We start from the raw sequence: 24111 nt of genomic DNA, 5'->3' as shown, positions 1-24111 counted from the left end.
AATGTTACCCAGTATTATTATCGAGAAATTTTCGCGGTTTTACGCTCTAGACCTCGAAGGATTCGATCCCGGCACGAATCAGGTCCGGGGATAAATCCAATGCCCAGGCCACACCGACCGCCGCCAGTATATTCTCGATCTGCGCGTTCCCGGCAAGCTCGAAAAGCCGAACTTCCTGATTGCCCGTCGCAAGCACCAGAAAGCCATCGCGCAGAATGACCGCGCGCTTGCCCCGGGACAAATGTTCAACCATGGCCGGAGCCTCCGGCTCGACGCCAAAGAACATCACCTCTCCATCACACAGCGGCGCCATGTCAACCACCAGCGGGTCGTTTCCGTTCAGCACCGCGACGCCGTCCGGAAGCACCACGTCAACCTGGGTGCGCAACACGTTGAACACCTGCTCTGGCGTCTCGATGTAAAACTTTCCAAAGTGCCGGGCCGGGTCAATCCCCGTGACCACGCCAATCTGGCAGCGGTCGTAAGCCAGACCCTCGCCCAGAATCACATCGCTGCCATTTTCGATCACCGCCGCCTCGCCTACCCGGTTCAACAGCAGCTTGCGCGCGGCTGTCCAGTTGGCGCGATTCCCCGTTTCAACCAGCCTTTGGTCGTGAAAGAGACCGTCGCTGCAGGCCAGGCCCACGCGCTTTCCGCTCAGGTGCAGCAGACACGCCACGATGCGTGCAACCAGGCTGGTCCCGCTGCTGCCCGTGATGCCGACGACGGGAATACGTCCACTTTCGCCAGGCGGGAACAGGCTATCGAGAATGGCCATACCCACGGGGCGCGGCTCGCCGCTTGCCGGTTTGAGGTGCATGAGCAGGCCGGGGCCGGCATTGACCTCGACAATGGCGCCGCGCTGCTCCTCGAGCGGTCGCGAGATGTCCTCGGCAACCAGATCGATCCCGGCAATATCCAGCCCCACGATACGGGCGGCGAGCGAGACGGTGGCAGCGACATCGGGATGGACCCGGTCCGTGACATCAAAAGCCACGTTGCCGTTACGCTGGACCATCACCTTCTTGCCGAGGGGCGGGATCGAATCGGGGGTAAAACCCTGGCGCGCGATTTCGAATCCGATAGACGGTTCCTTGTCCAGGATGATCACATCGAGCGGGAAATCCTCCGTTGCACCGCGTCGCGGGTCGGTATTGAGCTGGCTGTCGATCAGTTCGGCAATACTCGAACGCCCATCTCCAGTAACGGTAACAGACTCGCCACGCGTCGCTGCCGCAAGGCGCCCTGCCACCACCAACAGGCGGTGTTCGTCGCCGCGCACGAAGCGCTCGACCATCACCTCGCTGCCCTCATTGAGCGCGATGCCATAGGCTGCCTCGACCTCTTCCCGCGTCATCAATTCGGCAGAGACGCCGCGTCCGTGATTGCCATCGGAAGGCTTTACCACCACGGGAACGCCAATGTCCTCGGCCGCCTCCCAGGCATCTTCCGGGCTATCCACCACCCGTCCCTCTGGAACCGGAACGCCACAGGCCTGCAACAGAGTCTTGGTCAAATCCTTGTCGCTTGCGATGCCTTCGGCGATGGCGCTGGTCTGATCGGTTTCGGCTGTCCAGATACGGCGCTGGCGAACGCCATAGCCCAGCTGCATCAAGTTGCCATCGGTCAGGCGGATCGACGGAATACCCCGCTCGGTAGCCGCATCGACAATGCACGCCGTACTCGGCCCGATGCACAGGGAATCGGCCAGATCGCGCAGCCGCGCAATGGTAGCGGGCACATCAAAGGGGCGGTCTTCGATTGCGGCCAGGATCAGGTCGCGGGCGGCATTCAGGCAGGCGCGGCTCACTTCCTCATGGCGCGAACGCACCACAACCTTGTAAACACCGCGCACCGGGGTGCTACGCGCCTTGCCGAAGCCGCTCTGCATGCCGGCCAGGTTCTGCAGCTCCAGTGTGACATGTTCGAGAATGTGACCCGCCCAGGTACCTTCGCGCACCCGCAACATAAAACCGCCACGCTCGCCGACACCGCAGTGATGCTCGATCAGTGAGGGCAGCCAGGACAACAGGCGCTCGTAAAAACCGGGGAGGGTGTTGGAAGGTGAATCCTCCAGTGCGCCGATATCCACCCACGCTTCAAGAGCCGGGCGATAGGTCCAAATATTCGGCCCGCGCAGAGACAGGATTTTGAGAAATTCCATGTCGAACTTTTCCATATTTTCAAGACGATGATTTTGGGGAGACGGGCCGGTCAAATTCAACACGGACCAAGGCCATATTAACGCCGTAAAGGGTTTTCGGTTTACCTGCCAAAAAAAGATTCTCCAGACATCATGGACGTAATGCAGAAGCCCCGTTCCAAAGCGCCCATAACTGTACTCTTGCGGGCAAGAGCAGTAAACTCGTCACCATGAAAACTGATCCCCTGCTTGCTGTTTCAGGCACTCAAAACCTGCCTGCCGCCTGGCGCACCGAAGTCGAATCGCGACTCTCCGGCGGCGAAGAAATCCTCGCCTGGATGGAAGTGGATCTCGACACCCGGCTACATTTTTCGCCCGGCCTGCTGCTTTTGACCAACCACCGTATTCTGGCCAGATTACCCGGCGAGATGGCCTGGCAGGACTGGCCTTTTCGGGCCGGCCTTGCTCTCCAGCACACCGATCATGCCGGCGTTGGCACGCTGGAGCTGCATGACGGCCATGGCCGCCTGGCCCGCTGGCGCTTCACCCTGTCGCAGAATATTGCAGCGCAGCGGCTGATCCGGCACTTCGAACAGCAAATCGAGAGTCTCGTTTCCGGGCGTCGCATCAACCCGCTTGAAGAAGGCGTCTGTCCCAACTGCAAGGCACCCATTCCGCCCGATGTGGATGAATGTCCGATTTGCCACCGCGAAATCCATACACCGCCATCCACCTGGACCTTGTTCCGCCTGTGGCGGTTTGCCAAGCCATATCGCGGGCAGTTACTGCTTGGATTCCTGCTCATGCTGGGCGCAACGGCTGCAACCCTGGTCTCGCCCTATCTTTACATGCCGCTGATGGACGAGGTGCTGATCCCCTTCCAGAACGGCCAACGGATCGAACCCGGCACGGTTGCCCTGTATCTCTCCGGATTGCTTGGCGCCGCACTGGTTTCATGGGGGCTGGGGTGGGCCAAGAACTACATACTCGCCCTGGTTTCCGAGCGCATCAGCGCGGATTTGCGCACCACCACCTATGAACACCTGCTGCAACTGTCGCTCGAATATTTTGGCGGCAAACGCACTGGCGACCTGATGGCGCGCATCGGTTCGGAAACGGACCGGCTCAGCGTGTTCCTTTCGCTGCATGCGCTGGATTTCATCACCGATGTGCTGATGATAGGCATGACCGCAATCATCCTGTTTTCCATCAACCCCTGGCTGGCGCTGGTCACCCTGCTCCCGCTGCCTTTGATCGCCTGGATGATTCACGTGGTGCGCGACCGCCTGCGCACCGGCTTCGAAAAAATCGACCGGGTATGGGGCGAAGTCACCAGCGTGCTGGCCGACACCATACCCGGCATCCGCGTGGTCAAGGCTTTCGCCCAGGAAAAGCGCGAAGCGCTGCGCTTCCGCGAAGCCAACCGGCACAACCTGCTGATCAACGACAAACTCAACAAAACCTGGTCGCTATTTTCACCCACGGTTTCCCTGCTGACTGAAATGGGGCTGCTGGTGGTGTGGGCCTTCGGCATCTGGCAAGTCTCCCATAACGACATCACGGTCGGCACGCTGACTGCATTCCTTGCCTATATAGGCCGCTTCTATGGGCGCCTGGACTCGATGAGCCGCATTGTTTCCGTGACGCAGAAAGCCGCTGCCGGCGCCAAGCGCATTTTCGACATTCTGGACCATGTCTCCAGCGTGCCCGAGCCGTCCCATCCGGTTCACCTCGCCCAACTCTCCGGCCAAATCGAGATCCGCGATGCCGGTTTCCGTTATGGCAACCGTGCGGTCATCCGCGGCGTGGACCTGACCATCCAGCCCGGCGAAATGATCGGCCTGGTGGGCCACAGCGGATCTGGCAAGAGCTCCCTGGTCAACCTGATCTGCCGCTTTTACGACCTCTCTGAAGGCGCAATCCGGGTGGATGGCGTGGATATCCGTTCCCTGCCGGTCGCCGAATACCGGCGCCATATCGGGCTGGTCTTGCAGGAGCCCTTCCTGTTTTTCGGCACCATTGCCGAGAATATCGCCTACGGCAAACCGGATGCGAGCCGCGAGGAAATCGTCGCCGCTGCCCGCGCCGCGCATGCGCACGAATTCATTCTGCGCCTGCCGCATGGCTATGATTCGCTGGTGGGCGAGCGCGGCCAGGGCCTGTCCGGCGGCGAACGGCAGCGCATTTCCATCGCCCGCGCGCTGCTCATCGATCCGCGCATTCTCATCCTCGACGAGGCTACCTCGTCCGTCGATACCGAGACCGAGAAGGAAATCCAGAAGGCCCTCGACAACCTGGTGCGCGGACGAACCACCATCGCCATTGCCCACCGCCTCTCCACCCTGCGCCAGGCCGACCGCCTGGTGGTCATGGATCGTGGAAAGGTTGTCGAAATCGGCCCGCACGAAGAATTGATGGCGCGCCAGGGCGCATACTATCGGCTTTACCAGGCGCAGGCGCGCAACGTCGATACCGACATGGATGAAACGAAAGCCGTTGCAGTGGAGCCAAAAACCCATGGATAAACACCAGGATGATTTTCATCTCACTCGCAATGCCTTCGGACGGCTGGTTTTCAGCCGCAGCGGTGGAGAAGTGCACGAGGGCGTTGTCCCGGTCCGCGCCTTCCCCATTCAGGCGCCCGAGTCCGGCATTTCGCTGGTGAGCGCCGAAGGTCACGAACTGGTCTGGCTCGACTCACTGGAAGAGCTGCCGGATGCAGAACGCATGCTGGTGGAAGAGGAACTGGCCAGCCGGGAATTCATGCCCGAAATTCGCAGCATTCGCAGCGTTTCCAGCTTTGCCACGCCCAGCACCTGGCAGGTTGCAACCGACCGTGGCGACGCCTCCTTCGTGCTCAAGGCGGAAGACGACATCCGCCGCATCGGCACCACCACCTTGCTGATTGCGGACAGCCACAGCATCCATTTTCTGGTGCGCGACATTCATGCACTGGACAAGCATAGCCGCAAATTGCTGGATCGATTCCTGTAGCAGGTTAGCGCCGGACCCAATCAAGGAGAAGTCGAGATGAACAAATTGACAGCAGCAATCACCGCCCTGGCTTTCAGCATTCCCGCTCATGCCTTTGACCTCGAAGGCGCGCTGAAAGGTGCAATGGAAAAAGGCGGCACCAGCCAGCCAGCTTCTGCTTCTGCCCCTGCCGCCGGGAGCGGCAGCGTCGACCAGCTCAAGCCCGCCGAAATCAACTCCGGCCTCAAGGAAGCACTGACCCGCGGCTCCGAAGCTGCCGTGGCCCAGCTCGGCAAACAGGATGGTTTCTTTGGCAACGAGGCGCTCAGAATCCCCCTGCCTTCCGGTCTGAAAAAAGCCGAGAAAGCCATGCGCATGATGGGCATGGGCAACCAGGCGGACGAACTGGTATTGTCGATGAACCGCGCCGCGGAGGCCGCCGTGCCGGAGGCGAAAACCCTGCTGGTCAAGTCGGTCAGGGAAATGTCGCTGCAGGACGCCAAAGGCATTCTCACCGGAGGCGACACCGCCGCCACGGACTTTTTTCGCAGGAAGACCGAAACCGAACTGACCAAACGCTTCGGCCCCATCGTCAAAAAGACCACTGACCGGGCAGGCCTCGCCCAGCAGTACAACAAATATGCCGGGACAGCCGCCCAGTTTGGCGCACTCGACAAGAACCAGGCCACGGTCGAGCAGTACGTGACCCAGCAGACGCTGGACCGTCTCTACAAGGTGATCGGCGAGCAGGAGCGCGCGCTGCGCGCCAACCCCATGCAGGCGGGCAGCACCCTGCTGCAGAAGGTCTTTGGCGCGGTTTCTGGAAGATAGGCGAAACTCTTAAAACATGTTGCGATTAACCGAAATAAAACTCCCCATTGCCCATCCTGAAGGCGAAATTCAGGCGGCCATCCTCAAAAGGCTGGATATTCCGGCAAGCGATCTGACCGGCTACACCATTGCCCGCCGCGGCTATGACGCGCGCAAGCCAGATGCCATCCTGTTCGCCTACACACTGGATGTCGAGGTGAAAAATGAAGCGGCGATTCAGAAGCGCCTGAAAAACGACCGCCACCTCTCACCTTCCCCGGACACCCGTTACCAGTTCGTGGCCCAGGCGCCAAAGATCCTGAAGTCGCGCCCGGTCGTGGCCGGGATGGGCCCGGCGGGACTGTTTGCCGCCCTGATCCTGGCGCAGTCAGGGTTTCGTCCGATCATCCTGGAACGCGGCAAGGCCGTGCGCGAGCGCGCCAAGGACACTTTCGGCCTGTGGCGCAAGGGCGTGCTCAACCCTGAATCCAACGTGCAGTTCGGCGAAGGCGGCGCGGGCACCTTTTCCGACGGCAAGCTGCACAGCCAGATCAAGGACCCCAAGCACTACGGCCGGAAAGTGCTGACCGAATTCGTCAAGGCCGGCGCCCCGGAGGAAATCCTCTACGTCAGCAAGCCGCACATCGGCACTTTCCGCTTGGTGAGCATGGTCGAGAAAATGCGCGCCACCATCCTCGAACTCGGCGGCGAAATCCGCTTCCAGAGCCGCGTGGACGATATCGAAATCGAGAACGGCAAGGTGCGCGGCGTGGTACTTGCCAGCGGCGAGCGCATCGCCACCGATCACCTCGTCATGGCCATCGGCCACAGCGCGCGTGACACGGTCCAGATGCTGCATCAACGCGGCGTGTACATGGAAGCCAAGCCTTTTTCCATCGGCTTTCGCATCGAACATCCGCAGTCGCTCATCGACCGCTGCCGCCTCGGCAAGAACGCCGGCAACCCGCTGCTCGGCGCGGCAGATTACAAGCTGGTCCACCATTGCAGGAACGGGCGCTCGGTGTACAGCTTCTGCATGTGCCCCGGCGGCCAGGTGGTGGCCGCCGCCTCCGAGCCGGGGCGCGTGGTGACCAACGGTATGAGCCAGTATTCGCGCAGCGAACGCAATGCCAACAGCGGTATCGTGGTGGGCATCACGCCCGAGGATTATCCGGGCGGCCCGCTGGCAGGCATCGAGTTCCAGCGCAAATGGGAAGAGCGCGCCTTCGAGCTGGGCGGCCGCAATTATGAAGCGCCGGGCCAGCTGGTCGGCGACTTCCTGCAAGGCCAGGCCTCAACGAAATTCGGCTCGGTGCAGCCTTCGTATACACCTGGCGTACATCTGTGCGACCTCGGCACGGCTTTGCCGGACTATGTGATTGAAGCCCTGCGCGAAGCCATTCCCGCCTTCGACAAGGACATCAAGGGATTTTCCATGCACGATGCGGTGCTGACCGGGGTCGAGACGCGCACCTCCTCGCCGGTGCGCATCACGCGCGGGGAAAGTTACCAGAGCCTGAACACGGCAGGACTCTACCCTTCCGGCGAAGGAGCGGGCTATGCGGGGGGGATTCTCTCTGCCGCGATAGACGGGATCAAGGTTGCGGAAGCCGTTGCCCTCGATATCATTCAACATGAACAACCGCTAACCGGATGATCAGGTATATAATTACGCCCTGAATATTTTCCCAGAAAAGTTTAAAGCGCCAGCAAAGTGACCGCAGCTATCCACCCGCAAGAAATCTTGCGCGCCAAAATCAATTTCGAAACATCGCAGATTGCCTGGAAAGAATTGCTACGTTTTTTCGCAAGTGGTACGGTGATCACAGTGAGTCCTGAACTTGATCTGCTTGATGTCGCATGTCAGATATCGGCGGACGACAAGTTGCAGATTGAACAGTGGATGTCCGCGAACAAGCTCGGCAAGGTATCGGACGAGCAGGCCATGACCTGGCTGGAAAGCGATGCCCTGTTATGGTCGGTGGTGGTGAAACCCTGGGTTCTGGTGCAGCAACGAATAAACTAAGGCTTTAAAGGATTGCAATGAAATGTGTGGATGATTTCCGCCTCCGGTTTGGCAAACACGAACTGGTACCGATCATAATTGGCGGAATGGGGGTCGACATATCGACCGCCGAGCTGGCGCTCGAGGCCGCGCGCCTAGGCGGCATCGGACACATTTCAGACGCCATGCTGCCGACCGTGACTGACCGGCGCTACGACACGCATTTCGTCAAGCAGAAGCTCAAGCAGTACAAATACAACCTCGACAACTCCGACAAATCCGCGGTGAAGTTCGATCTCGGTCAGATTGCCGAGGCCACGCGCCTGCATGTCAGCAAGTCGATGGAAGCCAAGCGCGGTGAAGGCATGATCTTCATCAACTGCATGGAAAAACTGACCATGAACGCGCCGCGCGAGACCCTGAGCGTGCGCCTGCGCACCGCGCTGGACGAGGGTATCGACGGCATCACCCTGAGCGCCGGGCTGCACCTCGGCTCTTTCGCGCTGATGGAAGACCATCCGCGTTTCCGCGATGCACACCTGGGCATTATCGTTTCCTCGCTGCGCGCGCTGCAGCTGTTCCTGCGCAAGACCGCCAAGCTCAACCGCCTGCCCGATTTCATCGTGGTCGAAGGGCCGCTGGCCGGCGGCCACCTGGGATTTTCCATCGAAGACTGGGCAAAATACGACCTGCGCACCATCACGCTCGAAGTCATGCAGTACCTCAAGACCGAAAATCTGAACATCCCGGTGATCCCGGCCGGCGGCATCTTCACCGGCAGCGATGCGGTGTCCTTCCTCGAGGAGGGCGCCGCGGCAGTGCAGGTGGCCACCCGCTTCACGGTTGCCGACGAATGCGGCCTGCCCGACAAGGTCATGCAGGAATACTTCAAGGCAAGCGAGGACGACATCGAGGTCAACACCACTTCGCCGACCGGCTACCCCATGCGCATGCTCAAGAACAGCCCGTCGATCGGCTCAGGCATCAGCCCGGGATGCGAATCATACGGCTACCTGCTGGACGGCAACGGCAACTGCTCCTACATCGAAGCCTATAACCGCGAAGTGGCCGCCCACCCGAATGCGAAGAAGATTGCGGTGATGGACAAGACCTGCCTGTGCACCCACATGCGCAACTTCAACTGCTGGACCTGCGGGCATTACACCTACCGCCTCAAGGACACCACGCGCAAGAACGCGGATGGCACCTACCAGATCCTGAGCGCGGAACACATTTTCCGCGACTACCAGTTCAGCGTTGAGCAGAAGATCGCCCTGCCTCCCCAGGAATAAGCGAATCCGATGCAGATGAAGCCCGCCTCCATCTGCATCGCAGCGGCATTGGCCGGATGGATGGCCCTCTCCAGCGCGAATATCGCAGCGGATAACGCCACCACTCCAGCAGTTGCCACGCACAGCGAACGGAAAGCCATTCTCGATGCAGTGCGGAATGAAATTAAACAGCTGCACGGCCTGCGGGTGGTTTTTGTAGTCAGGCAGCTGAAAATCGCCAATAACTGGGCGTGGCTCCACGCCCAGCCGCAATCCCAGGATGGAAAAAGCCGCCACGAAGACGTTGTGGTGCTGCTTCAGAAGCGTGCTGGCCGCTGGGAAATAATGGATATGCCATGTAGCGAAGAAGACAACCCGGATTGCCTTGGCGCCCCTGATTTTCTCAATCGCCTCCAGCTGCGCATCAAGGGTATCCCGCCAGAAATTCTGCCGCCTTGACCGGCCATGGCCCCGCCCCTACCGGGAAATCCCCGTTAAACCTGGTGCCGCCCAAAGCAGAAACCTTGCCTGCCACTGAAACCGCTTAGTGATCCGGCATATTTTATTCCGGACTGCAGGCCGGCCTTTAGGCCGACATTCATGGATAATTCGTGCCGGATCAATAGTGCTACAATCATCGGCATGCCTGAATTTTCTCCTGAAACTGACACTTTCATTGCCGAGTTTGATGCCGCAATCGAGGCGCACATGGACTGGACGCGCCGGATATTGCGCTGTGCGGTGCTGCGCACGTCGCCAGGAGAAGACGTGCTGGCGCCCATGGCGCATACCCTGTGCCGCTTCGGACGCTGGTTCACTTCAAACAGGGCGCATTTTGAAGCCATCAACACGAATTCAGTGCATCAAGTCGAAGCATTGCATCAGGCCATGCACGACGCCATTCGGGCCATCTGTGCCGACGTAATGACCGGCACGCCGGGACAAAAAGCCGATTTGGACACATTCGAGCGTTCACAGTCCGAACTGCTCACCCAATTGGCCAGACTAAAGACATTGACGCTCTCCAATGCCGTCCGGCACGACCCATTGACCGGCTTGCCCCTGCGCTACGGAATCGAAAGCGATTTTTCCCTGTGCCAGAAGGATGCCAAGCGCAACTGCACGCTGCTGTATGTTGCGATGATCGACATTGATCATTTCAAGCTTATCAACGATAACTATGGCCATCCGCAAGGCGACAGCGCATTGCGTCATATTGCCGGCACGCTGAAACAATCCCTGCGCGCCAATGATCCCCTGTACCGTTTTGGTGGAGAGGAGTTCCTGTGGCTTATGCGCTGCAAATCGGCTGAAGAGGCAGAGCAATCTGCGCGCCGGATTGTGGCCACGATAAGCACAACACCCGTGCCGATTGCCGGCAGCGAACCACTGACAGTGACGATCACCCTTGGCCTGACGCTGGTAAGAGAGCAAGAGAACATTGCCAACGCAATCAAACGCGCGGACAAGGCGCTTTACGAAGGCAAAAAAGACGGGCGCAACCGCTACGTCATTGCCGATGTTCAGCCTGACTAGCCAAGCCTGCCCAGGGTTTGCAGCGGCGGCTGGCGCAACACGTCCCGAGTCCCGAGCCAGCCTGCCAGAGTCACCCCCAGCACACCAGCGGTCAGGGCAATGATCCACAGCCAGGGGTTGAACTGGTAAGGCAGGTGAAACACGCGCGTCGCCAGGGCATATCCCAGGCCGGTCGCGGCCAGGGCCGCCACGGTCCCGGCCAGCAGGCCGATCAGAATGAATTCTGCCATCTGGCTCAGGAGCAACTGTTTGCCGCTGGCCCCCAGCGTGCGCATGATTGCGGCCTCGACCATGCGTTCCTCCCGGGTGGCTGCAATCGCCGCATACAGGGCCATCAGGCCTGCCGCAAGCGTAAACAGGAAGACGAATTCCACGGTTGAGGCGATCCGCTCCATCATGGCGCGCACTTGATTGATCAGTGCAGCCACGTCGATCACGGTCAGATTGGGAAAGGCCCTGACCATTTCGTCAAGCAGCGCCTCGTTGCCCGCTGGCAGGTAGAAGGCCGTGATGTAGCTGGCCGGGTAAGCCTCCAGCAGGGACGGCGTGGCTATAACGAAGAAATTGACGCGAAAGGAATCCCAGTCGACCTTGCGCAGGCTGGTGACCGTGGCGCTGAAGCTTTGCCCGGCCACCTGATAAGTCAATTCATCGCCGAGATTGATTCCCAGATTCCGGGCAATGCCCTCTTCAACCGACCACTGGGCAGCAGCAGAATGCTTCTCCCACCAGCGCCCGGCAACGATCTGGTTGTCGTCCTGCAATTGAGCGGCCCAGGACAAATTGAATTCCCGCTCCACCAGGCGTTTGGTCCGGTCTTCGGCATAATCCGCAGCGGACACCGCCCGGCCATTGATAGCCAGCAGTCGCCCGCGCACCATGGGAAACAGCTCTGTGGAAGCCATGCCGTGGCTGCCGAGAAAAGCCTGCAACGCCGGCACCTGGTCCGGCTGAATATTGATGACGAAGCGATTGGGGGCATGCATGGGCAAGGTGCTTTGCCAGCTGTGCAACAAGTCGCCGCGTACCAGAGTCAGGAGCAGCAGCGCCGTCAAACCCAGCCCAAGCGCCACCACCTGGCTGGCACTGGCATGACGCCGCCGCACCAGATTGGCCAGGCCATAACGCCAGGTGATGCCCACCACGCCGGCCTTGTGCCGCAACGGCGACAGCAAGCGAATCAGGGCATGCGTCAGCAACAGCGCCACCACCACCACGGCTGCCAATCCGGCCAGCACGTAAAGCCCAAGCCTGATCTCGCCCGCCTGCCACAGCAGCAGCGCCAGCAGCACGCCCACGCCAGCGGCGAAGCCGGCCAGATTGATGCGCTGCGGGCCACCCAGTTCGCGACGCAATACCCACAAGGGCGGAACACGCTTCAAACGCTGCAGGAAAGGCAAGGCAAAACCCAGCAATGTGGCCAGGCCGGTGAGGAGGCCATAAGCCAGCGGGGTCCATGAAGGAGCGGGCAAACCGGTAGCAATCAGCCCGCCCAACTGCCGCGCCAGCACCCACTGCGCGCCATAGCCGAGCAGGCAGCCGGCCAGGCTGGCCAGTATGCCGAGCCACAGGAACTGGTAAAGATACAGGAGGAACACTTGTCTCTGGCTTGCCCCGGTGCAGCGCATTACGGCACAGCCATCGAGATGGCGTTCAAGAAAACGCCGCGCCGAAAGCACGATCGCCACTGCCGCCAGAATCAGGCTGGTGAGCGCGGCCAGGTTGAGAAACTTGCCGCCCCGTTCGAGGGCAGAACGAATCTCGGGACGGCCATCGCTGACGCCTTCAAGCTTCTCGCCACGCGACAGGCGCGGCACCGCCCAGCTGCGGTAGGCGGCAATCTCCCGTGGATTTCCGGCCAGCAGGGTGCGGTGGCTGATGCGGCTGCCGGGCTGAATCAGGGCGGTCGCGGGCAAGTCCTGTGCATTCATCATCAGACGGGGCGCGATGCTGAAAAAATCCCCGCCGCGATCCGGCTCGAAGCTCAGTACTGCCGCCACCTGGAAGCGTATGGCCCCAAGCTCCAGCGAATCGCCCGGCGTCAATTGCAACTGCGCCAGCAGACGCGGATCCAGCCACACCGTACCCGGATCTGGAATCCCCTCTGCAACGCGCTCGCCTTCGCCGGACTGAAGGCGCAGCTTGCCGCGCAGCGGGTATCCGGGCGACACCGCCTTGATTTCCGCCAGCTGATTCCCCGTGGCGCTGACGACCATGCTCGGAAAAGTGAGGATGCGAACCGGCGCCAACCCACGCAGACGGGCTTCAGAAAGAAATTCGCTGTTTATCTCATGATCCGCCACCAGCACCAGATCCGCCGCCAGCAACTGGCTCGCTTCGGTGCTCAGGGCCTGATTGACGCTGTCGGTAAAGAAGCCCACGGCGGTCACGCCGCCCACCGCGATGAGCAGCGCAAAACTCAGGGCATGGAGCTCGCCAGCCCGCCATTCGCGCAGCAACATGCGCCAGGACAAACGCAGCAGGTTCATGTTAACAATCTTTGTTCAATAACCACGGAGGGCACGGAGAACACGGAGAAATGCGGTCTGAAGTCTTTTATAGTCTCACCGGAAGGTTGCATACCAAATACGATGCAATCTCTTATTTTTTCTCCGTGCTCTCTGTGATCTCCGTGGTTAAACGAGGTTTCCAGGTTCATGGTTTCACTCCGCCACCAGGTGCCCATCCACAAGACGCAACCTGCGGCCGCAACGGGCTGCCAGTTCGGCATCATGGGTGACCAGCACCAGCGTGGTGCCCTGTTCGCGGTTCAGCTCGAACAGGAGATCGATAATTCGCCCGCCGGTGGCACTGTCAAGATTGCCGGTGGGCTCATCGGCAAGCAACAGCTTGGGCTGTGTGGCGAAGGCGCGCGCAATGGCAACGCGCTGCTGCTCGCCACCGGAAAGATGCTTGGGGTAATGATGCAGGCGCTCGCCCAGGCCTACTCTTTGCAGGACAGACAGCGCCATCTCGCGCGCCGGCGCGATACCGGCCAGCTCCAGCGGCAGCATGACATTCTCGATCGCAGTCAGCGCCGGCAGCAACTGGAAGGACTGAAACACAAAACCGATCAGGCGCCCGCGCAGGGCCGCGCGGCCATCCTCGTCAAGCGCAAACAGATTTTCCCCGTTGATATGCACTTCGCCGCTGGTGGGCAGATCCAGGCCAGCAAGAAGACCCAGCAGCGTGGACTTGCCCGAACCCGAGGCGCCAATAATCGCGACCGACTCGCCGCTGGCTATGTCCAGATCGAGGTGGTGCAATATGGTGAGCATGCCATCGCTGACCGGCACTTGCCTGGACAGGCTGCTCGCCTGCACAATGAATGAGGAAGAAGGAGAATTCATGCTGATTCGCTGGTTATTGTGTGTACTGCTGTTAATCGCTCCGGCAGCCTGGGCCGGACAGGCCATCCTGGTCTTCGGCGACAGCCTGTCCGCCAATTACGGCATTGCCGCCGAAGCGGGCTGGGTGAGTTTACTGCAACAGCGCCTGGACCGTAAGCCGCACGGCTACCACGTCATCAATGCCAGCATCAGCGGCGAAACCACCGCAGGCGGCGCAGCCCGCATCCATGCCGCGCTCGACACCCACCGTCCGGCTATCGTGGTCATCGAGCTGGGCGCCAATGACGGTCTGCGCGGCCTCTCCCTCGGCGCCACCCGGCAAAACCTGGACAGCATCATGCAAGCCTGCCGCAGCCGCAAGGCGCGCATCCTGCTCATCGGCATGCGCCTGCCGCCCAATTATGGTCCGGCCTACACTGCGGGATTTGCCGCGCTCTTCCCCGAACTGGCGAAAAAACACCGCACCGCCCTGCTGCCCTTCCTCCTTGATGGGATTGCCGACAGGCGCGAATGGTTCCAGGCCGACAACCTCCACCCCACAGAAGCGGCACAGGCGGCCATCATGGAGAATGTCTGGGTAAAGCTTCAGTCACTCCTATGACCATGCGCCCCATCGAAATCATCGGGGTTGCCTCGGGCCTCGGTGCGCGCAACCCGGGCTGTGCGGCCGGGCCTGACAGCATAGCGCGATCCGGGCTCGTGCCCAGCCTGCAACAGCAGGCTTGCGACATTAGCTGGCGCACCACCCTGCGCCCTGCCGCCGCGCCCTCTTCACTGCTTGGCATTCAGGCGCTATGCACGGACCTGGCTCGGGAAGTCAGCACAACGATCCACAACGGCAAGCTGCCGCTGGTCATTGGCGGCGACCATTCCTGCGCCGCCGGCACCTGGAGCGGTACCGCGCTGGCGCTCAGGGAAAAAGGCCCGCTTGGCCTGATCTGGATCGATGCCCACATGGACAGCCATACGCCAGAGACGACGCCCAGCGGCTCAATTCATGGCATGCCACTGGCGGCGCTGCTGGGCCATGGCGCGCCGGAACTGGTCAACATCGCCGCCTTCAGCCCAAAAATATTGCCCGAGCATCTTTGCCTGATTGGTGTGCGCAGCTTTGAACCCGGTGAGGCCGATTTGCTTCAGCGCCTCGGCGTGCGGGTATTTTTCATGGCAGAAGTAAAACAGCGCGGCATCGCCCCGGTCATGGCGGATGCCCTCGCCATCGCCCTGCAAGGCACAGCGGGCTTCGGCATCAGCATCGATCTCGATGCATTCAGCCCGGAGGAAAGTCCGGGCGTGGGCACGCCAGTGCGGCATGGCTTGCACCACCTGACGCTGGATAAGGCACTGGGGGGCATCCTGCACCACCCTCGCCTCGCTGCCCTGGAACTGGCCGAATACAACCCGCGGCGCGACCGGGATCAGCGCACACTCAGGCTTATGGCGGATTTGCTCGGCGCATTCTGCCGCCGGAGCGAAACCTAGCTCCGCTTCAATTTGGCGGCAAATTTTTCTCGCAACCTGGCTACCTTTGGCGCCACCACCATGCGGCAATAGGGCTGCTCCGCATGCCGGCTGAAATAGTCCCGGTGGTACTCCTCTGCCGGGTAAAAAACCGGCGCGGGCAAAACCTCGGTCACAATCGGCTGTTCCCATATTCCTTCAGCGGAAAGCGTGGCAATCATTTCCTGCGCGGCGGACTGCTGCTCCGCTGAATGATGGAAAATCACCGAGCGGTACTGCGTCCCGGCATCGTTGCCCTGGCGATTCAGCGTAGTGGGGTCGTGGATGGCAAAAAAGACACTCAGCAATTCCCGGTAAGCGATGACCGAGGGATCAAAGCTCACCTGCACGACTTCGGCATGGCCCGTATCGCCGCGACAGACAGCTTCGTAATCCGGATTCACAGTCTGGCCACCGATGTAGCCTGAAACAACGCCGATCACGCCTTCGAGTTCCTTGAATACCGCCTCCAGGCACCAGAAGCAGCCACCGCCAAACGTGGCAATTTCAGGATATTTATTCATCTGCGCCACACCTCGTGAGTCATGAAAAATCATTCCATTTATTTATGTTTAATCCGGACGCGACAACCCATAAATATTTTTTGTTGGTGGGTTAATAATATTCGGATATTCTTATATACATAAGTTATACGGTTTATACATCTTCTAAAATACTCTTGAGCCTGTAACTTTTGCATCAGAAAATAGAAGTCGTTCCAATAATAGATCAACTGTTCCGGGGGAACTCAAAATGCTAAAAATTCTAGGTGGCTTCGTACTGGGCCTCATATTCATTGCTTTCGTGGGTTATATCATGGCCCCAGGCCTGATGTTTCATGAGCGCGTCAGTCCCTACGGACTGGAAGAAACCGTCGCACGCATCCAGCAGAATATTGAAAGTACCGGCAATGGCTGGTCGCTGTCCGGACTGCGCAACCCTGCCAAGGCAGTACAGAGTGATGGCAGCAACACCCTGCCGGTGCTGATGATTGAAGCTTGCAGCACAAAATACTCTGCTCCGATCCTGAAGGATGACTCGGTGCGCTATCTCTCCATCCTGATGCCCTGCAAAATTTCCGTTTACAAGAAAAATGATGGCAAAACCTACATCGGCAACATGAATGCCGGCCTGATGGGCAGGATGTTCGGTCCGATGGTTGGAGAAGTCATGAGCCACGTGGCGGCGGATCAGGCCAAATTCCTGGAATTCGACCCCAATAAGCCTGCGCCACAGATGAAAGTGGGCACACCAGGCGGTGGTGGTGCAGCGGGTGGTGCGGGTGCTGGCGGTGGCGGCTGTTAAATAGCCTCGCGCATCCATCACCAACCAGAATTCAGGAGGAATCATGTCCATCAGAACAAAAATCATGGCTTGGGCACTCGCAGCCGGCACCGCGCTGACTGCGTTGACCGCCCTGGCCACACCGGCTGCAACGCCTGCAGCAGTCGCAGCAGCACCGGCTGCACCAGCGGCCGAAGCGAAGAAGGCTTCGACCTCAACAGCGGACCACAGCAAGTTCAAGGAGCTGCAGAAGGACTTCAAGGAAGGCCCCGAGGTCACCAAGGCCTGCCTGACCTGCCACACCGAGGCTGCCAAACAGGTTCAACACACCAAGCACTGGACGTGGGAATTCGTCAACCCGCAAACCGACCAGAAGCTGGGCAAAAAGAACATCATCAACAACTTCTGCACTTCCATCTCTTCCAACCAGGCATTCTGTACTGCCTGCCACGTGGGGTATGGCTGGAAGGACGAGAAATTCGATTTCAGCAAGCAGGAGAGTGTGGACTGCGTGGTCTGCCACGACACCACCGGCAAGTATCGCAAGCTGCCGGGCCTTGCCGGACATCCAGCTTACCAGGATACGGAGTTCCCTCCGCATTCAGGCAAAATCGTCAAGGCGGTTGACCTTAAGGATGTGGCTCAACACGTCGGCAAGACCAGCCGCGCGACCTGCGGCGCCTGCCACTTCTACGGCGGCGGCGGCGATGCGGTAAAGCATGGCGATTTGGACAGCACCCTGGCAAATCCAAGCAAATACCTGGACGTGCACATGGCCAAGGACGGTCTCAACTTCACCTGCGGCACCTGCCATGCAACCTCCAGCCACAAAGTGCCCGGCAGCCGTTATGCGCCAACCGCCATGGACAAGGAAAGCGCGCACCTGCGCGGCAAGTCGGACAACAGCAATCCGGCGACCTGCCAGTCCTGCCACGGCAACAAGCCACACCCGGCAAAAATGGCCAAGCTGAACGAGCACACGGAAAAAATCGCCTGTCAGACCTGCCATATTCCGGAATTTGCCCGCGGCATTGCCACCAAGATGAGCTGGGACTGGTCCACCGCAGGCAAGATGAAGGACGGCAAGCCTTTCACCTCGAAAGACAGCGCCGGCCGCAATTCATACGACAGCAAGAAGGGTGATTTCAGCTGGGAAAAAGATGTCATCCCGGAGTACGTCTGGTTCAACGGCAAGGTGGACTACACTCTGCGCGAAACCAAGCTGGACCCGAGCAAAGTCGTAAAAATCAACACCATGAACGGCAGCCCGGATGATGGCAAATCGCTGATCTGGCCGATGAAGGTATTCCGCGGCAAGCAGCCCTACGACAAGGTCTCAAGCACACTGCTGATCCCGCACACCTACGGCCCTGACGACGACACTTCCTTCTGGTCAAATTTCGACTGGGAAAAGTCGCTGACAGCCGGACAGAAATCGGTAGACGGCAGCTACAGCGGCCAGTTCGGGTTCGTCAGTACAGAGATGTCATGGCCCATCACGCATATGGTTGCCCCCAAGGGCGATGCGCTGACCTGTGCGCAATGCCATAGCGAAAATGGCCGCCTCAAGGACGTCAAGGGCATCTACATGCCAGGCCGCGGCGACAACAACAGGATGCTCGACATGGCAGGCTGGGCGCTGGCGCTCCTGACCCTGCTCGGCGTGATCGCCCACGGTGCAGGCCGCATCTACATGAGCAACAGGAAAGGATAAGGTCATGTCTGAAAAAATCTATGTCTTCAAACTCTTCGAGCGCTTCTGGCACTGGTCGCAGGCTTCGCTCATCATCTTCATGCTGGTCACCGGTTTCGAGGTGCATGGCTCTTACCATCTGTTCGGCTTCGGACAGGCGGTGAACCTGCATACCATCGCCGCCTGGACCCTGATCGGGCTGTGGGTGTTCGCCATCTTCTGGCATTTCACCACCGGGGAATGGAAGCAGTACATTCCGACCCTGGACAAGGTGGTGGCCATGGTGAAGTTCTATTCCGTCGGGATCTTCGTCCATGCGCCGCATCCCTTCAAGGCTACCCAGCTCAAGAAGCATAATCCGCTACAGCGCCTGGCCTATCTCGGCGTGCTGCTGTTCATCGGGCCGCTGCTGTGGCTCTCGGGTTGGCTCTATCTGTTCTTCGGCGACTGGAACGCCTGGGGCGTGGACCAGTATGTCTCGCTGGAGTGGGTGGCCTTCTTCCATACCGCGGGCGCTTTCATGATGCTGCTGTTCCTCATCGCCCACGTCTATCTGACCACGGCAGGGCATACCCCAACCGCGCACATCAGGGCCATGATTACCGGGTGGGAAGAAGTGGAATAAAGCATCCCTTCACCCGACCAGAAGCCGGGCAGTGAAAACTGTCCGGCTTTTTTGTTCACCGCAATCAGCCAGCCCAAGCTCCATTAATTTCATAACAAATTAATTCAGAGTAGGTATATTAGTATTTGATTGGACCAATACTTCCTGCAGTCATACCATTTCCTCAATCAGAGGCTGCAAAACAATTACGCATTACTTTTACAATCAATTAGTTACAAGGGATATCCGCCATGAAAACTAAATTCTCGATCACCATCATTCTCGCCCTGCTGGCTGGCACGGCATACTCCACGGCACAGGCATACGACGGCGACTGGAAACGCGGTCGAATTTACTACCGTCAGGTGTGTACCAGTTGCCACGTTGCAAAAACTGAAAAAGCCATTTCTCCGACAAGCAAGAGCAAGGCCGAATGGGCTGCCTACCTCCAGGCAGACAAACACGCCAAGGGCAAGGACAGCGTCAAGCAGTATGTCAGCCAGCAGTATCGCGCCAGCATCAAGGCCACCAACAAGGCAGCCGAAAAATTTGCCGATGTGCCCGATCAGGAACTCCTGGAGGACATCAAGGCCTTTGTGACCAAAGGCGCAAAGGATGGCGACAGCCCAGCCAGCTGCAGTTAATCAAAGCGTCCTATCCTGTTATAAAAATCGGGAGCGTTGGGCGCTCCCGTGAGTCACTTGCCTGAGGCGCTTGCAATGAGTACTGAAAATGGTTCTTCCTGGCTCGCCGGTTTCAAGGCGGATTACGAAAACATTTTTGTCGAAGAATGGTCACCCTATCTGGGCAGCATCCTGCTGGTCATGGTGATTATTGGCCTGATGATCAACGGCCTGTTCTGGGGAGTTTTCGGCGGCGTCAAATTCTGGGGCGACTGGTTCAACAACCTGATCGGCCTGGGTCCGCTGCTCGGCATCCCCCAGGAACTCGACAGCTTCCTCATGCACCGCATGTCGCTGATGAACATCATGCTGCTGCTGGGTTCGTTCTGCGCAGCGTTGCTGTCGCGCCAGTTCCTCCCCCGCCGTCCGCCAAAACTGGAATACGTCTGGGCGGCAATGGGCGGCTGCCTGATGGGTACCGGTGCGGCGCTGGCCGGCGGCTGCACCACCGGCGGCTTCTTCAACCCGGTGCTGCACGCCTCCCCGGCGGGCTGGGCCATGTGGGCGGGGCTGCTGGCGGGAGCCGTGATCGGCCTCAAGCTGCTGCTATGGACGCTGGAGAACATCGAGTGGGGCATGGTGGCGCCTCCCGCCCTCCAGGTTCCCCAAGGCGTGCTGCGTATCTACCCCCTGCTCGGGCTTGCCGTGGTCATGGGCGTCCTGTTCTGGGCAACCCAGTGGTATGGCTCCGGCAATGAGAAGTGGGCCGCCCGCGCCGTGATCGTGCTGGCCGGATTCGCCATCGGCTTCATCATGCACCGTTCACGCCTGTGCTTTGCGCGCGCTTTCCGCGAACCCTTCATGACCGCCGAGGGCGACATGACCAAGGCCATCATCCTGGCCCTGACCGTCGGCCTGCTGATTTCCTCGCTGCTGTTCCAGAAAAAGATCATCGACCCCTATGTCGCCATTCCGCCGGCCTTCTGGATCGGTTCGCTGCTTGGCGGGCTGATCTTCGGCATCGGCATGATCTTTGCCGGCGGCTGCGCATCCGGTTCGCTGTGGCGCATGGGTGAAGGGCACCTCAAGCTGTGGGTGGCGATCTTCTTCTTTTCCTGGGCGGGCTCCGTTGCCAGCGCGCTGCTCAAGAAATTCAAGCTCACCTCCATTGATGAAGACAATGTAGAGATGTTCGAGAAAACCGCTGTCGGCTTCCAGGCCTATCTCCCGGACATGGTGGGTGGCTGGGGCTGGACTTTGCTGATCAGCGGCACGATTCTGCTGGTGTGGTATCTGTTGGTGCGCTACAACGAGTCGACTGAAAAGTTTACCGTTCTTTAGAGATCACGAGGAGACATCAAAATGAACAAGAAACTGCACAATCTGGGCCTTGCATTGCTTCTGTCCCTGCCTGTCGTTCTGCCTGCCGCAAGCGGGGTGGCACCGGCACACGCCGAACAGCTCAAGGCGAAGGAAGGCTGGTACAGCAAGCTGGTGGATATCGAATTCGTCAAACAGAATGCCGAAATCCCGCCCAAAAAGGGCGTCATGCTGATCGACTCCCGCCCGGTGGCACGCCAGTATGACCCGGGCCATATTCCCGGCGCGGTCAGTATCCCGGACAGCAAGTTCGACCAGATGGCCGCCAGCCTGCCGCAGGACAAGAGCACGCTGCTGATTTTTTACTGCGGCGGCGTGGAATGCATGCTGAGCCACAACTCCGCATTCAAGGCGGAAAAACTCGGCTACACCAACATCCGCGTTTATGCCGACGGTTCCCCGGACTGGGCAGCCAAAGGGATGAGGCAATCCGTTTCTGGCGCCTACATCAAGAAACTGCTGGATGAAAAAGCCAATTTCATGCTGATTGATGCCCGTCCAAAACGCGCTTTCGACAAGGGCGCCATCCCCGGCGCAGTGCATATTTCAGACACCGACTTTGACAAGCATGTGGATAAGCTCCCAGCCGACAAGGCCACGCCACTGATTTACTACTGTGGCGGCCTGGAATGCGTGCTTAGCGACAAGTCCGCAGATAAGGCCAGAAAACTTGGGTACACAGATGTCAAAACCTTTGTGGAAGGGCATCCGGAATGGCTCAAGCTCTACGGTCAGGCACCCGCCTCCGCCGCGACCGATAGCACCGGCCCGGTAGCCAGGGCCAAAGCGGGTGTCGAGCCCGGCAAGGAAAAAGGCACCATCACGGTTGCGTCCTTCGAACGCGTCATGAAGGAAAATCCGGATTCACTGCTGCTGGTGGACGTGCGCGATGCCAAGGAATTCAACACAGCCACCATCAAGGGAGCGATCAATATTCCCATCGGTGACCTGGAGAAAAAACTCGAAACCCTGCCCAAGGACAAACCCATCATATTTCTGTGCGGCACGGGAGCCCGCTCGGGAGAAGCCCATGACACGGCAAAACTGATGCGCAGCGAGCTTCAGACCTATTTCATTGATGCAGAGATGAAATTCAACGCGGATGGCACGTTCAGCATCAAGGAACGCGGAAAATAAGCACCGTGACTCAGGGCAAGGCGGCAGCCGTCCGCCCTGAGCCAAGGGTAACAACATCCAGATCGTTCATCTGGCACCAGCTTCGGAAGGATTCACCATGAAAACCTCGCACCCTCAATGGCCAGCCGCCCTGGCATTTGCCGGCTGGCTGGCCGCCCTGTGCGCCCTGGCCATGAGCAGCCTGGCTGGCGCCGCCAATACCTCCACGGCTGATCACAGCAAGTACAAGGAACTGCAGCAAACCTTCCAGTCCGGCCCGGATGTCACCAAGGCCTGTCTCTCCTGCCATACCGAAGCCGCCAAGCAGGTGCACAAGACCAAGCACTGGACCTGGGAATTTCTCAACCCGGAGAATAACCAGCGTCTGGGCAAAAAGAATGTCATGAACAATTTCTGCATTTCCATTTCGCAGAATTATGCTTTCTGTACCTCGTGCCATGCCGGTTATGGCTGGAAGGACAAGAATTTCGACTTCAGCTCGGAAAACAATGTCGACTGCCTGGTTTGCCACGACACCACCGGCAATTACAAGAAACTGCCCGGCCTGGCCGGACACCCGGTCTACAAGGAAATGGAGTTTCCTCCCGGCTCCGGCAAGATCGTCAAGCCGGTGGACCTTGCAAATGTGGCGCAAAAAGTCGGCAAGACCAGCCGTGACAACTGCGGCGCCTGCCACTTCTACGGCGGCGGCGGCGATGGCGTGAAACACGGCGACATGGACAGCTCGCTGGCGGCGCCCGACAAGGAGCTTGATGTCCACATGGATGCCTCCGGCGCTGACTTCACCTGCAGCACCTGCCACAAGACTTCCAGCCACGATGTTTCCGGCAGCCGCTACACGCCCACCGCGCAGGACAAGGGCGGTGCCCACATACGCGGCAAGGCGGACAGCAGCAACCCGGCCACCTGCCAGGCCTGCCATGGCAACCAGCCGCACCCGGTCAGCCTGGCCAAGCTGGGCGATCATGGCAAGAAGCTGAACGAGCACACCGCCAGGATCGCCTGCCAGACCTGCCACATTCCCGCCATCGCACGCGGCGGCGTGGCCACCAAACTGTCCTGGGACTGGTCGACAGCCGGAAAAATGGGGCCCGACGGCAAGCCCATGACCAGGAAAGATGACAAGGGGCATGTCACCTACGATTCCAGGAAAGGCGACTTCGTGCTCGGCGAGAATGTCACGCCTGCATACGCCTGGTTCAACGGCAAGGTGAAGTACACCCTGCTCGGCGACAAGGTGGACAAGAGCAAGGGCGTGAACCCGATCAACCGCATCGAGGGCAGCCCAAGCGATGGCAAGTCGATGATCTGGCCGATGAAGGTCATGCATGGCACGCAGCCTTTTGATCCGGTCAATAACACGCTGGTCATGCCGCACACCGCCGGCAACGACAACATCGGCTACTGGAAGAATTTCGATTGGGAAAAAGCCATTGCCGACGGCATGCAGAACGTCGGCGCGCCCTTCTCCGGCAAGGTCGATTTCATCAAGACCGAGATGTACTGGCCCATCACCCACATGGTCGCGCCCAAGGAAAAGGCGCTCGAATGCGTTTCATGCCATAGCGATGACAGCCGCCTCAAGGACGTCAAGGGCATCTACATGCCAGGCCGCGGTGACAACAACAAGATGCTCGACATGGCAGGCTGGGCGCTGGCGCTCCTGACCCTGCTTGGCGTGATCGCCCACGGTGCAGGCCGCATCTACATGAGCAACAGGAAAGGATAAGGTCATGTCTGAAAAAATCTATGTCTTCAAACTCTTCGAGCGCTTCTGGCACTGGTCGCAGGCTTCGCTCATC

21 protein-coding genes are annotated in these 24111 nt (G+C 59.4%); 17 read left to right on the top strand and 4 right to left on the bottom strand.

Going from position 1 to position 24111, the window contains the following annotated elements; translation table 11 throughout:
- Positions 1-46: 46 nt before the first annotated feature.
- On the bottom strand, positions 47-2164 hold the full coding sequence (gene cphA, locus WC392_13195; protein ID MFA5243319.1) for a cyanophycin synthetase: 2118 nt from the start codon (positions 2162-2164) through the stop codon (positions 47-49).
- Positions 2165-2373: 209 nt separating this feature from the next.
- On the opposite strand from cphA, the gene WC392_13190 reads away from it, so the two are divergent.
- The 8 genes from WC392_13190 to WC392_13155 all read left to right on the top strand — a co-directional run bounded on the left by WC392_13190 (position 2374) and on the right by WC392_13155 (position 10738).
- Positions 2374-4668, top strand: coding sequence for an ABC transporter ATP-binding protein (locus WC392_13190; GenBank protein ID MFA5243318.1), 2295 nt, complete (start codon positions 2374-2376; stop codon positions 4666-4668).
- Entirely contained in the window at positions 4661-5137 is a 477-nt protein-coding gene (locus WC392_13185) for a DUF1854 domain-containing protein (protein MFA5243317.1), read from the top strand. The genes WC392_13190 and WC392_13185 overlap by 8 nt, the downstream gene beginning before the upstream one ends.
- A 36-nt stretch (positions 5138-5173) precedes the next feature.
- Complete coding sequence (locus WC392_13180; GenBank protein MFA5243316.1) at positions 5174-5947, top strand: DUF4197 domain-containing protein; 774 nt, start codon at positions 5174-5176, stop codon at positions 5945-5947.
- 16 nt (positions 5948-5963) lie between these two features.
- Complete coding sequence (locus tag WC392_13175; GenBank protein ID MFA5243315.1) at positions 5964-7583, top strand: NAD(P)/FAD-dependent oxidoreductase; 1620 nt, start codon at positions 5964-5966, stop codon at positions 7581-7583.
- 57 nt (positions 7584-7640) lie between these two features.
- Positions 7641-7952, top strand: a complete 312-nt coding sequence (locus WC392_13170) for a DUF2288 domain-containing protein (protein MFA5243314.1) — start codon at positions 7641-7643, stop codon at positions 7950-7952.
- Positions 7953-7969: 17 nt separating this feature from the next.
- Positions 7970-9223: a nitronate monooxygenase gene (locus tag WC392_13165; GenBank protein MFA5243313.1), complete on the top strand. Its 1254-nt coding sequence runs from the start codon at positions 7970-7972 to the stop codon at positions 9221-9223.
- Between the two features lie 9 nt (positions 9224-9232).
- The gene (locus tag WC392_13160) at positions 9233-9661 is read left to right on the top strand and encodes a hypothetical protein (GenBank protein ID MFA5243312.1); all 429 of its coding nucleotides are present in this window, start codon (positions 9233-9235) and stop codon (positions 9659-9661) included.
- A gap of 141 nt (positions 9662-9802) precedes the next feature.
- The gene (locus WC392_13155) at positions 9803-10738 is read left to right on the top strand and encodes a diguanylate cyclase (GenBank protein MFA5243311.1); all 936 of its coding nucleotides are present in this window, start codon (positions 9803-9805) and stop codon (positions 10736-10738) included.
- Here WC392_13155 and WC392_13150 read toward each other — a convergent pair.
- Complete coding sequence (locus WC392_13150) at positions 10735-13227, bottom strand: FtsX-like permease family protein (protein MFA5243310.1); 2493 nt, start codon at positions 13225-13227, stop codon at positions 10735-10737. The two genes, WC392_13155 and WC392_13150, sit on opposite strands and share 4 nt — an antisense overlap.
- A gap of 174 nt (positions 13228-13401) precedes the next feature.
- Positions 13402-14088, bottom strand: a complete 687-nt coding sequence (locus WC392_13145) for an ATP-binding cassette domain-containing protein (GenBank protein ID MFA5243309.1) — start codon at positions 14086-14088, stop codon at positions 13402-13404.
- Between WC392_13145 and WC392_13140 the strand changes: the two genes are divergently transcribed.
- Entirely contained in the window at positions 14087-14689 is a 603-nt protein-coding gene (locus tag WC392_13140; GenBank protein ID MFA5243308.1) for an arylesterase, read from the top strand. The two genes, WC392_13145 and WC392_13140, sit on opposite strands and share 2 nt — an antisense overlap.
- On the top strand, positions 14686-15570 hold the full coding sequence (locus WC392_13135; GenBank protein ID MFA5243307.1) for an arginase: 885 nt from the start codon (positions 14686-14688) through the stop codon (positions 15568-15570). The genes WC392_13140 and WC392_13135 overlap by 4 nt, the downstream gene beginning before the upstream one ends.
- On the opposite strand, the gene msrA is transcribed toward WC392_13135, so the two are convergent.
- Positions 15567-16112, bottom strand: coding sequence for a peptide-methionine (S)-S-oxide reductase MsrA (gene msrA / locus WC392_13130; GenBank protein MFA5243306.1), 546 nt, complete (start codon positions 16110-16112; stop codon positions 15567-15569). The genes WC392_13135 and msrA overlap by 4 nt on opposite strands.
- Before the next feature lie 229 nt (positions 16113-16341).
- Between msrA and WC392_13125 the strand changes: the two genes are divergently transcribed.
- The 7 genes from WC392_13125 to WC392_13095 all read left to right on the top strand — a co-directional run bounded on the left by WC392_13125 (position 16342) and on the right by WC392_13095 (position 24038).
- Positions 16342-16893: a DUF302 domain-containing protein gene (locus WC392_13125; GenBank protein MFA5243305.1), complete on the top strand. Its 552-nt coding sequence runs from the start codon at positions 16342-16344 to the stop codon at positions 16891-16893.
- A 43-nt stretch (positions 16894-16936) separates the two neighbouring features.
- Positions 16937-18586 (top strand): tetrathionate reductase family octaheme c-type cytochrome, encoded by a 1650-nt coding sequence (locus WC392_13120; protein ID MFA5243304.1) that lies wholly within the window; start codon positions 16937-16939, stop codon positions 18584-18586.
- A 4-nt stretch (positions 18587-18590) separates the two neighbouring features.
- The gene (locus tag WC392_13115; GenBank protein MFA5243303.1) at positions 18591-19190 is read left to right on the top strand and encodes a cytochrome b/b6 domain-containing protein; all 600 of its coding nucleotides are present in this window, start codon (positions 18591-18593) and stop codon (positions 19188-19190) included.
- 230 nt (positions 19191-19420) lie between these two features.
- On the top strand, positions 19421-19813 hold the full coding sequence (locus WC392_13110; protein MFA5243302.1) for a hypothetical protein: 393 nt from the start codon (positions 19421-19423) through the stop codon (positions 19811-19813).
- Between the two features lie 75 nt (positions 19814-19888).
- Positions 19889-21133, top strand: a complete 1245-nt coding sequence (locus tag WC392_13105) for a YeeE/YedE thiosulfate transporter family protein (protein MFA5243301.1) — start codon at positions 19889-19891, stop codon at positions 21131-21133.
- A 21-nt stretch (positions 21134-21154) separates the two neighbouring features.
- The gene (locus WC392_13100) at positions 21155-22309 is read left to right on the top strand and encodes a rhodanese-like domain-containing protein (protein ID MFA5243300.1); all 1155 of its coding nucleotides are present in this window, start codon (positions 21155-21157) and stop codon (positions 22307-22309) included.
- A 97-nt stretch (positions 22310-22406) separates the two neighbouring features.
- Complete coding sequence (locus WC392_13095) at positions 22407-24038, top strand: tetrathionate reductase family octaheme c-type cytochrome (protein ID MFA5243299.1); 1632 nt, start codon at positions 22407-22409, stop codon at positions 24036-24038.
- Positions 24039-24111: the final 73 nt, after the last annotated feature.

Source organism: Sulfuricella sp., from assembly GCA_041651995.1.
Classification (GTDB): Bacteria; Pseudomonadota; Gammaproteobacteria; order Burkholderiales; family Sulfuricellaceae; genus Sulfurimicrobium.
This window is presented reverse-complemented; position numbering and strand designations above follow the sequence as displayed.

Bases quoted from the DNA above. Each gene is read 5' to 3' on its own strand.
- cphA (MFA5243319.1), bottom strand. From the start codon at position 2,164: ATGGAATTTCTCAAAATCCTGTCTCTGCGCGGGCCGAATATTTGGACC.
- WC392_13190 (MFA5243318.1), top strand. From the start codon at position 2,374: ATGAAAACTGATCCCCTGCTTGCTGTTTCAGGCACTCAAAACCTGCCT.
- WC392_13185 (MFA5243317.1), top strand. From the start codon at position 4,661: ATGGATAAACACCAGGATGATTTTCATCTCACTCGCAATGCCTTCGGA.
- WC392_13180 (MFA5243316.1), top strand. From the start codon at position 5,174: ATGAACAAATTGACAGCAGCAATCACCGCCCTGGCTTTCAGCATTCCC.
- WC392_13175 (MFA5243315.1), top strand. From the start codon at position 5,964: ATGTTGCGATTAACCGAAATAAAACTCCCCATTGCCCATCCTGAAGGC.
- WC392_13165 (MFA5243313.1), top strand. From the start codon at position 7,970: ATGAAATGTGTGGATGATTTCCGCCTCCGGTTTGGCAAACACGAACTG.
- WC392_13160 (MFA5243312.1), top strand. From the start codon at position 9,233: ATGCAGATGAAGCCCGCCTCCATCTGCATCGCAGCGGCATTGGCCGGA.
- WC392_13155 (MFA5243311.1), top strand. From the start codon at position 9,803: ATGGATAATTCGTGCCGGATCAATAGTGCTACAATCATCGGCATGCCT.
- WC392_13150 (MFA5243310.1), bottom strand. From the start codon at position 13,227: ATGAACCTGCTGCGTTTGTCCTGGCGCATGTTGCTGCGCGAATGGCGG.
- WC392_13140 (MFA5243308.1), top strand. From the start codon at position 14,087: ATGCTGATTCGCTGGTTATTGTGTGTACTGCTGTTAATCGCTCCGGCA.
- WC392_13145 (MFA5243309.1), bottom strand. From the start codon at position 14,088: ATGAATTCTCCTTCTTCCTCATTCATTGTGCAGGCGAGCAGCCTGTCC.
- WC392_13135 (MFA5243307.1), top strand. From the start codon at position 14,686: ATGACCATGCGCCCCATCGAAATCATCGGGGTTGCCTCGGGCCTCGGT.
- msrA (MFA5243306.1), bottom strand. From the start codon at position 16,112: ATGAATAAATATCCTGAAATTGCCACGTTTGGCGGTGGCTGCTTCTGG.
- WC392_13125 (MFA5243305.1), top strand. From the start codon at position 16,342: ATGCTAAAAATTCTAGGTGGCTTCGTACTGGGCCTCATATTCATTGCT.
- WC392_13120 (MFA5243304.1), top strand. From the start codon at position 16,937: ATGTCCATCAGAACAAAAATCATGGCTTGGGCACTCGCAGCCGGCACC.
- WC392_13115 (MFA5243303.1), top strand. From the start codon at position 18,591: ATGTCTGAAAAAATCTATGTCTTCAAACTCTTCGAGCGCTTCTGGCAC.
- WC392_13110 (MFA5243302.1), top strand. From the start codon at position 19,421: ATGAAAACTAAATTCTCGATCACCATCATTCTCGCCCTGCTGGCTGGC.
- WC392_13105 (MFA5243301.1), top strand. From the start codon at position 19,889: ATGAGTACTGAAAATGGTTCTTCCTGGCTCGCCGGTTTCAAGGCGGAT.
- WC392_13100 (MFA5243300.1), top strand. From the start codon at position 21,155: ATGAACAAGAAACTGCACAATCTGGGCCTTGCATTGCTTCTGTCCCTG.
- WC392_13095 (MFA5243299.1), top strand. From the start codon at position 22,407: ATGAAAACCTCGCACCCTCAATGGCCAGCCGCCCTGGCATTTGCCGGC.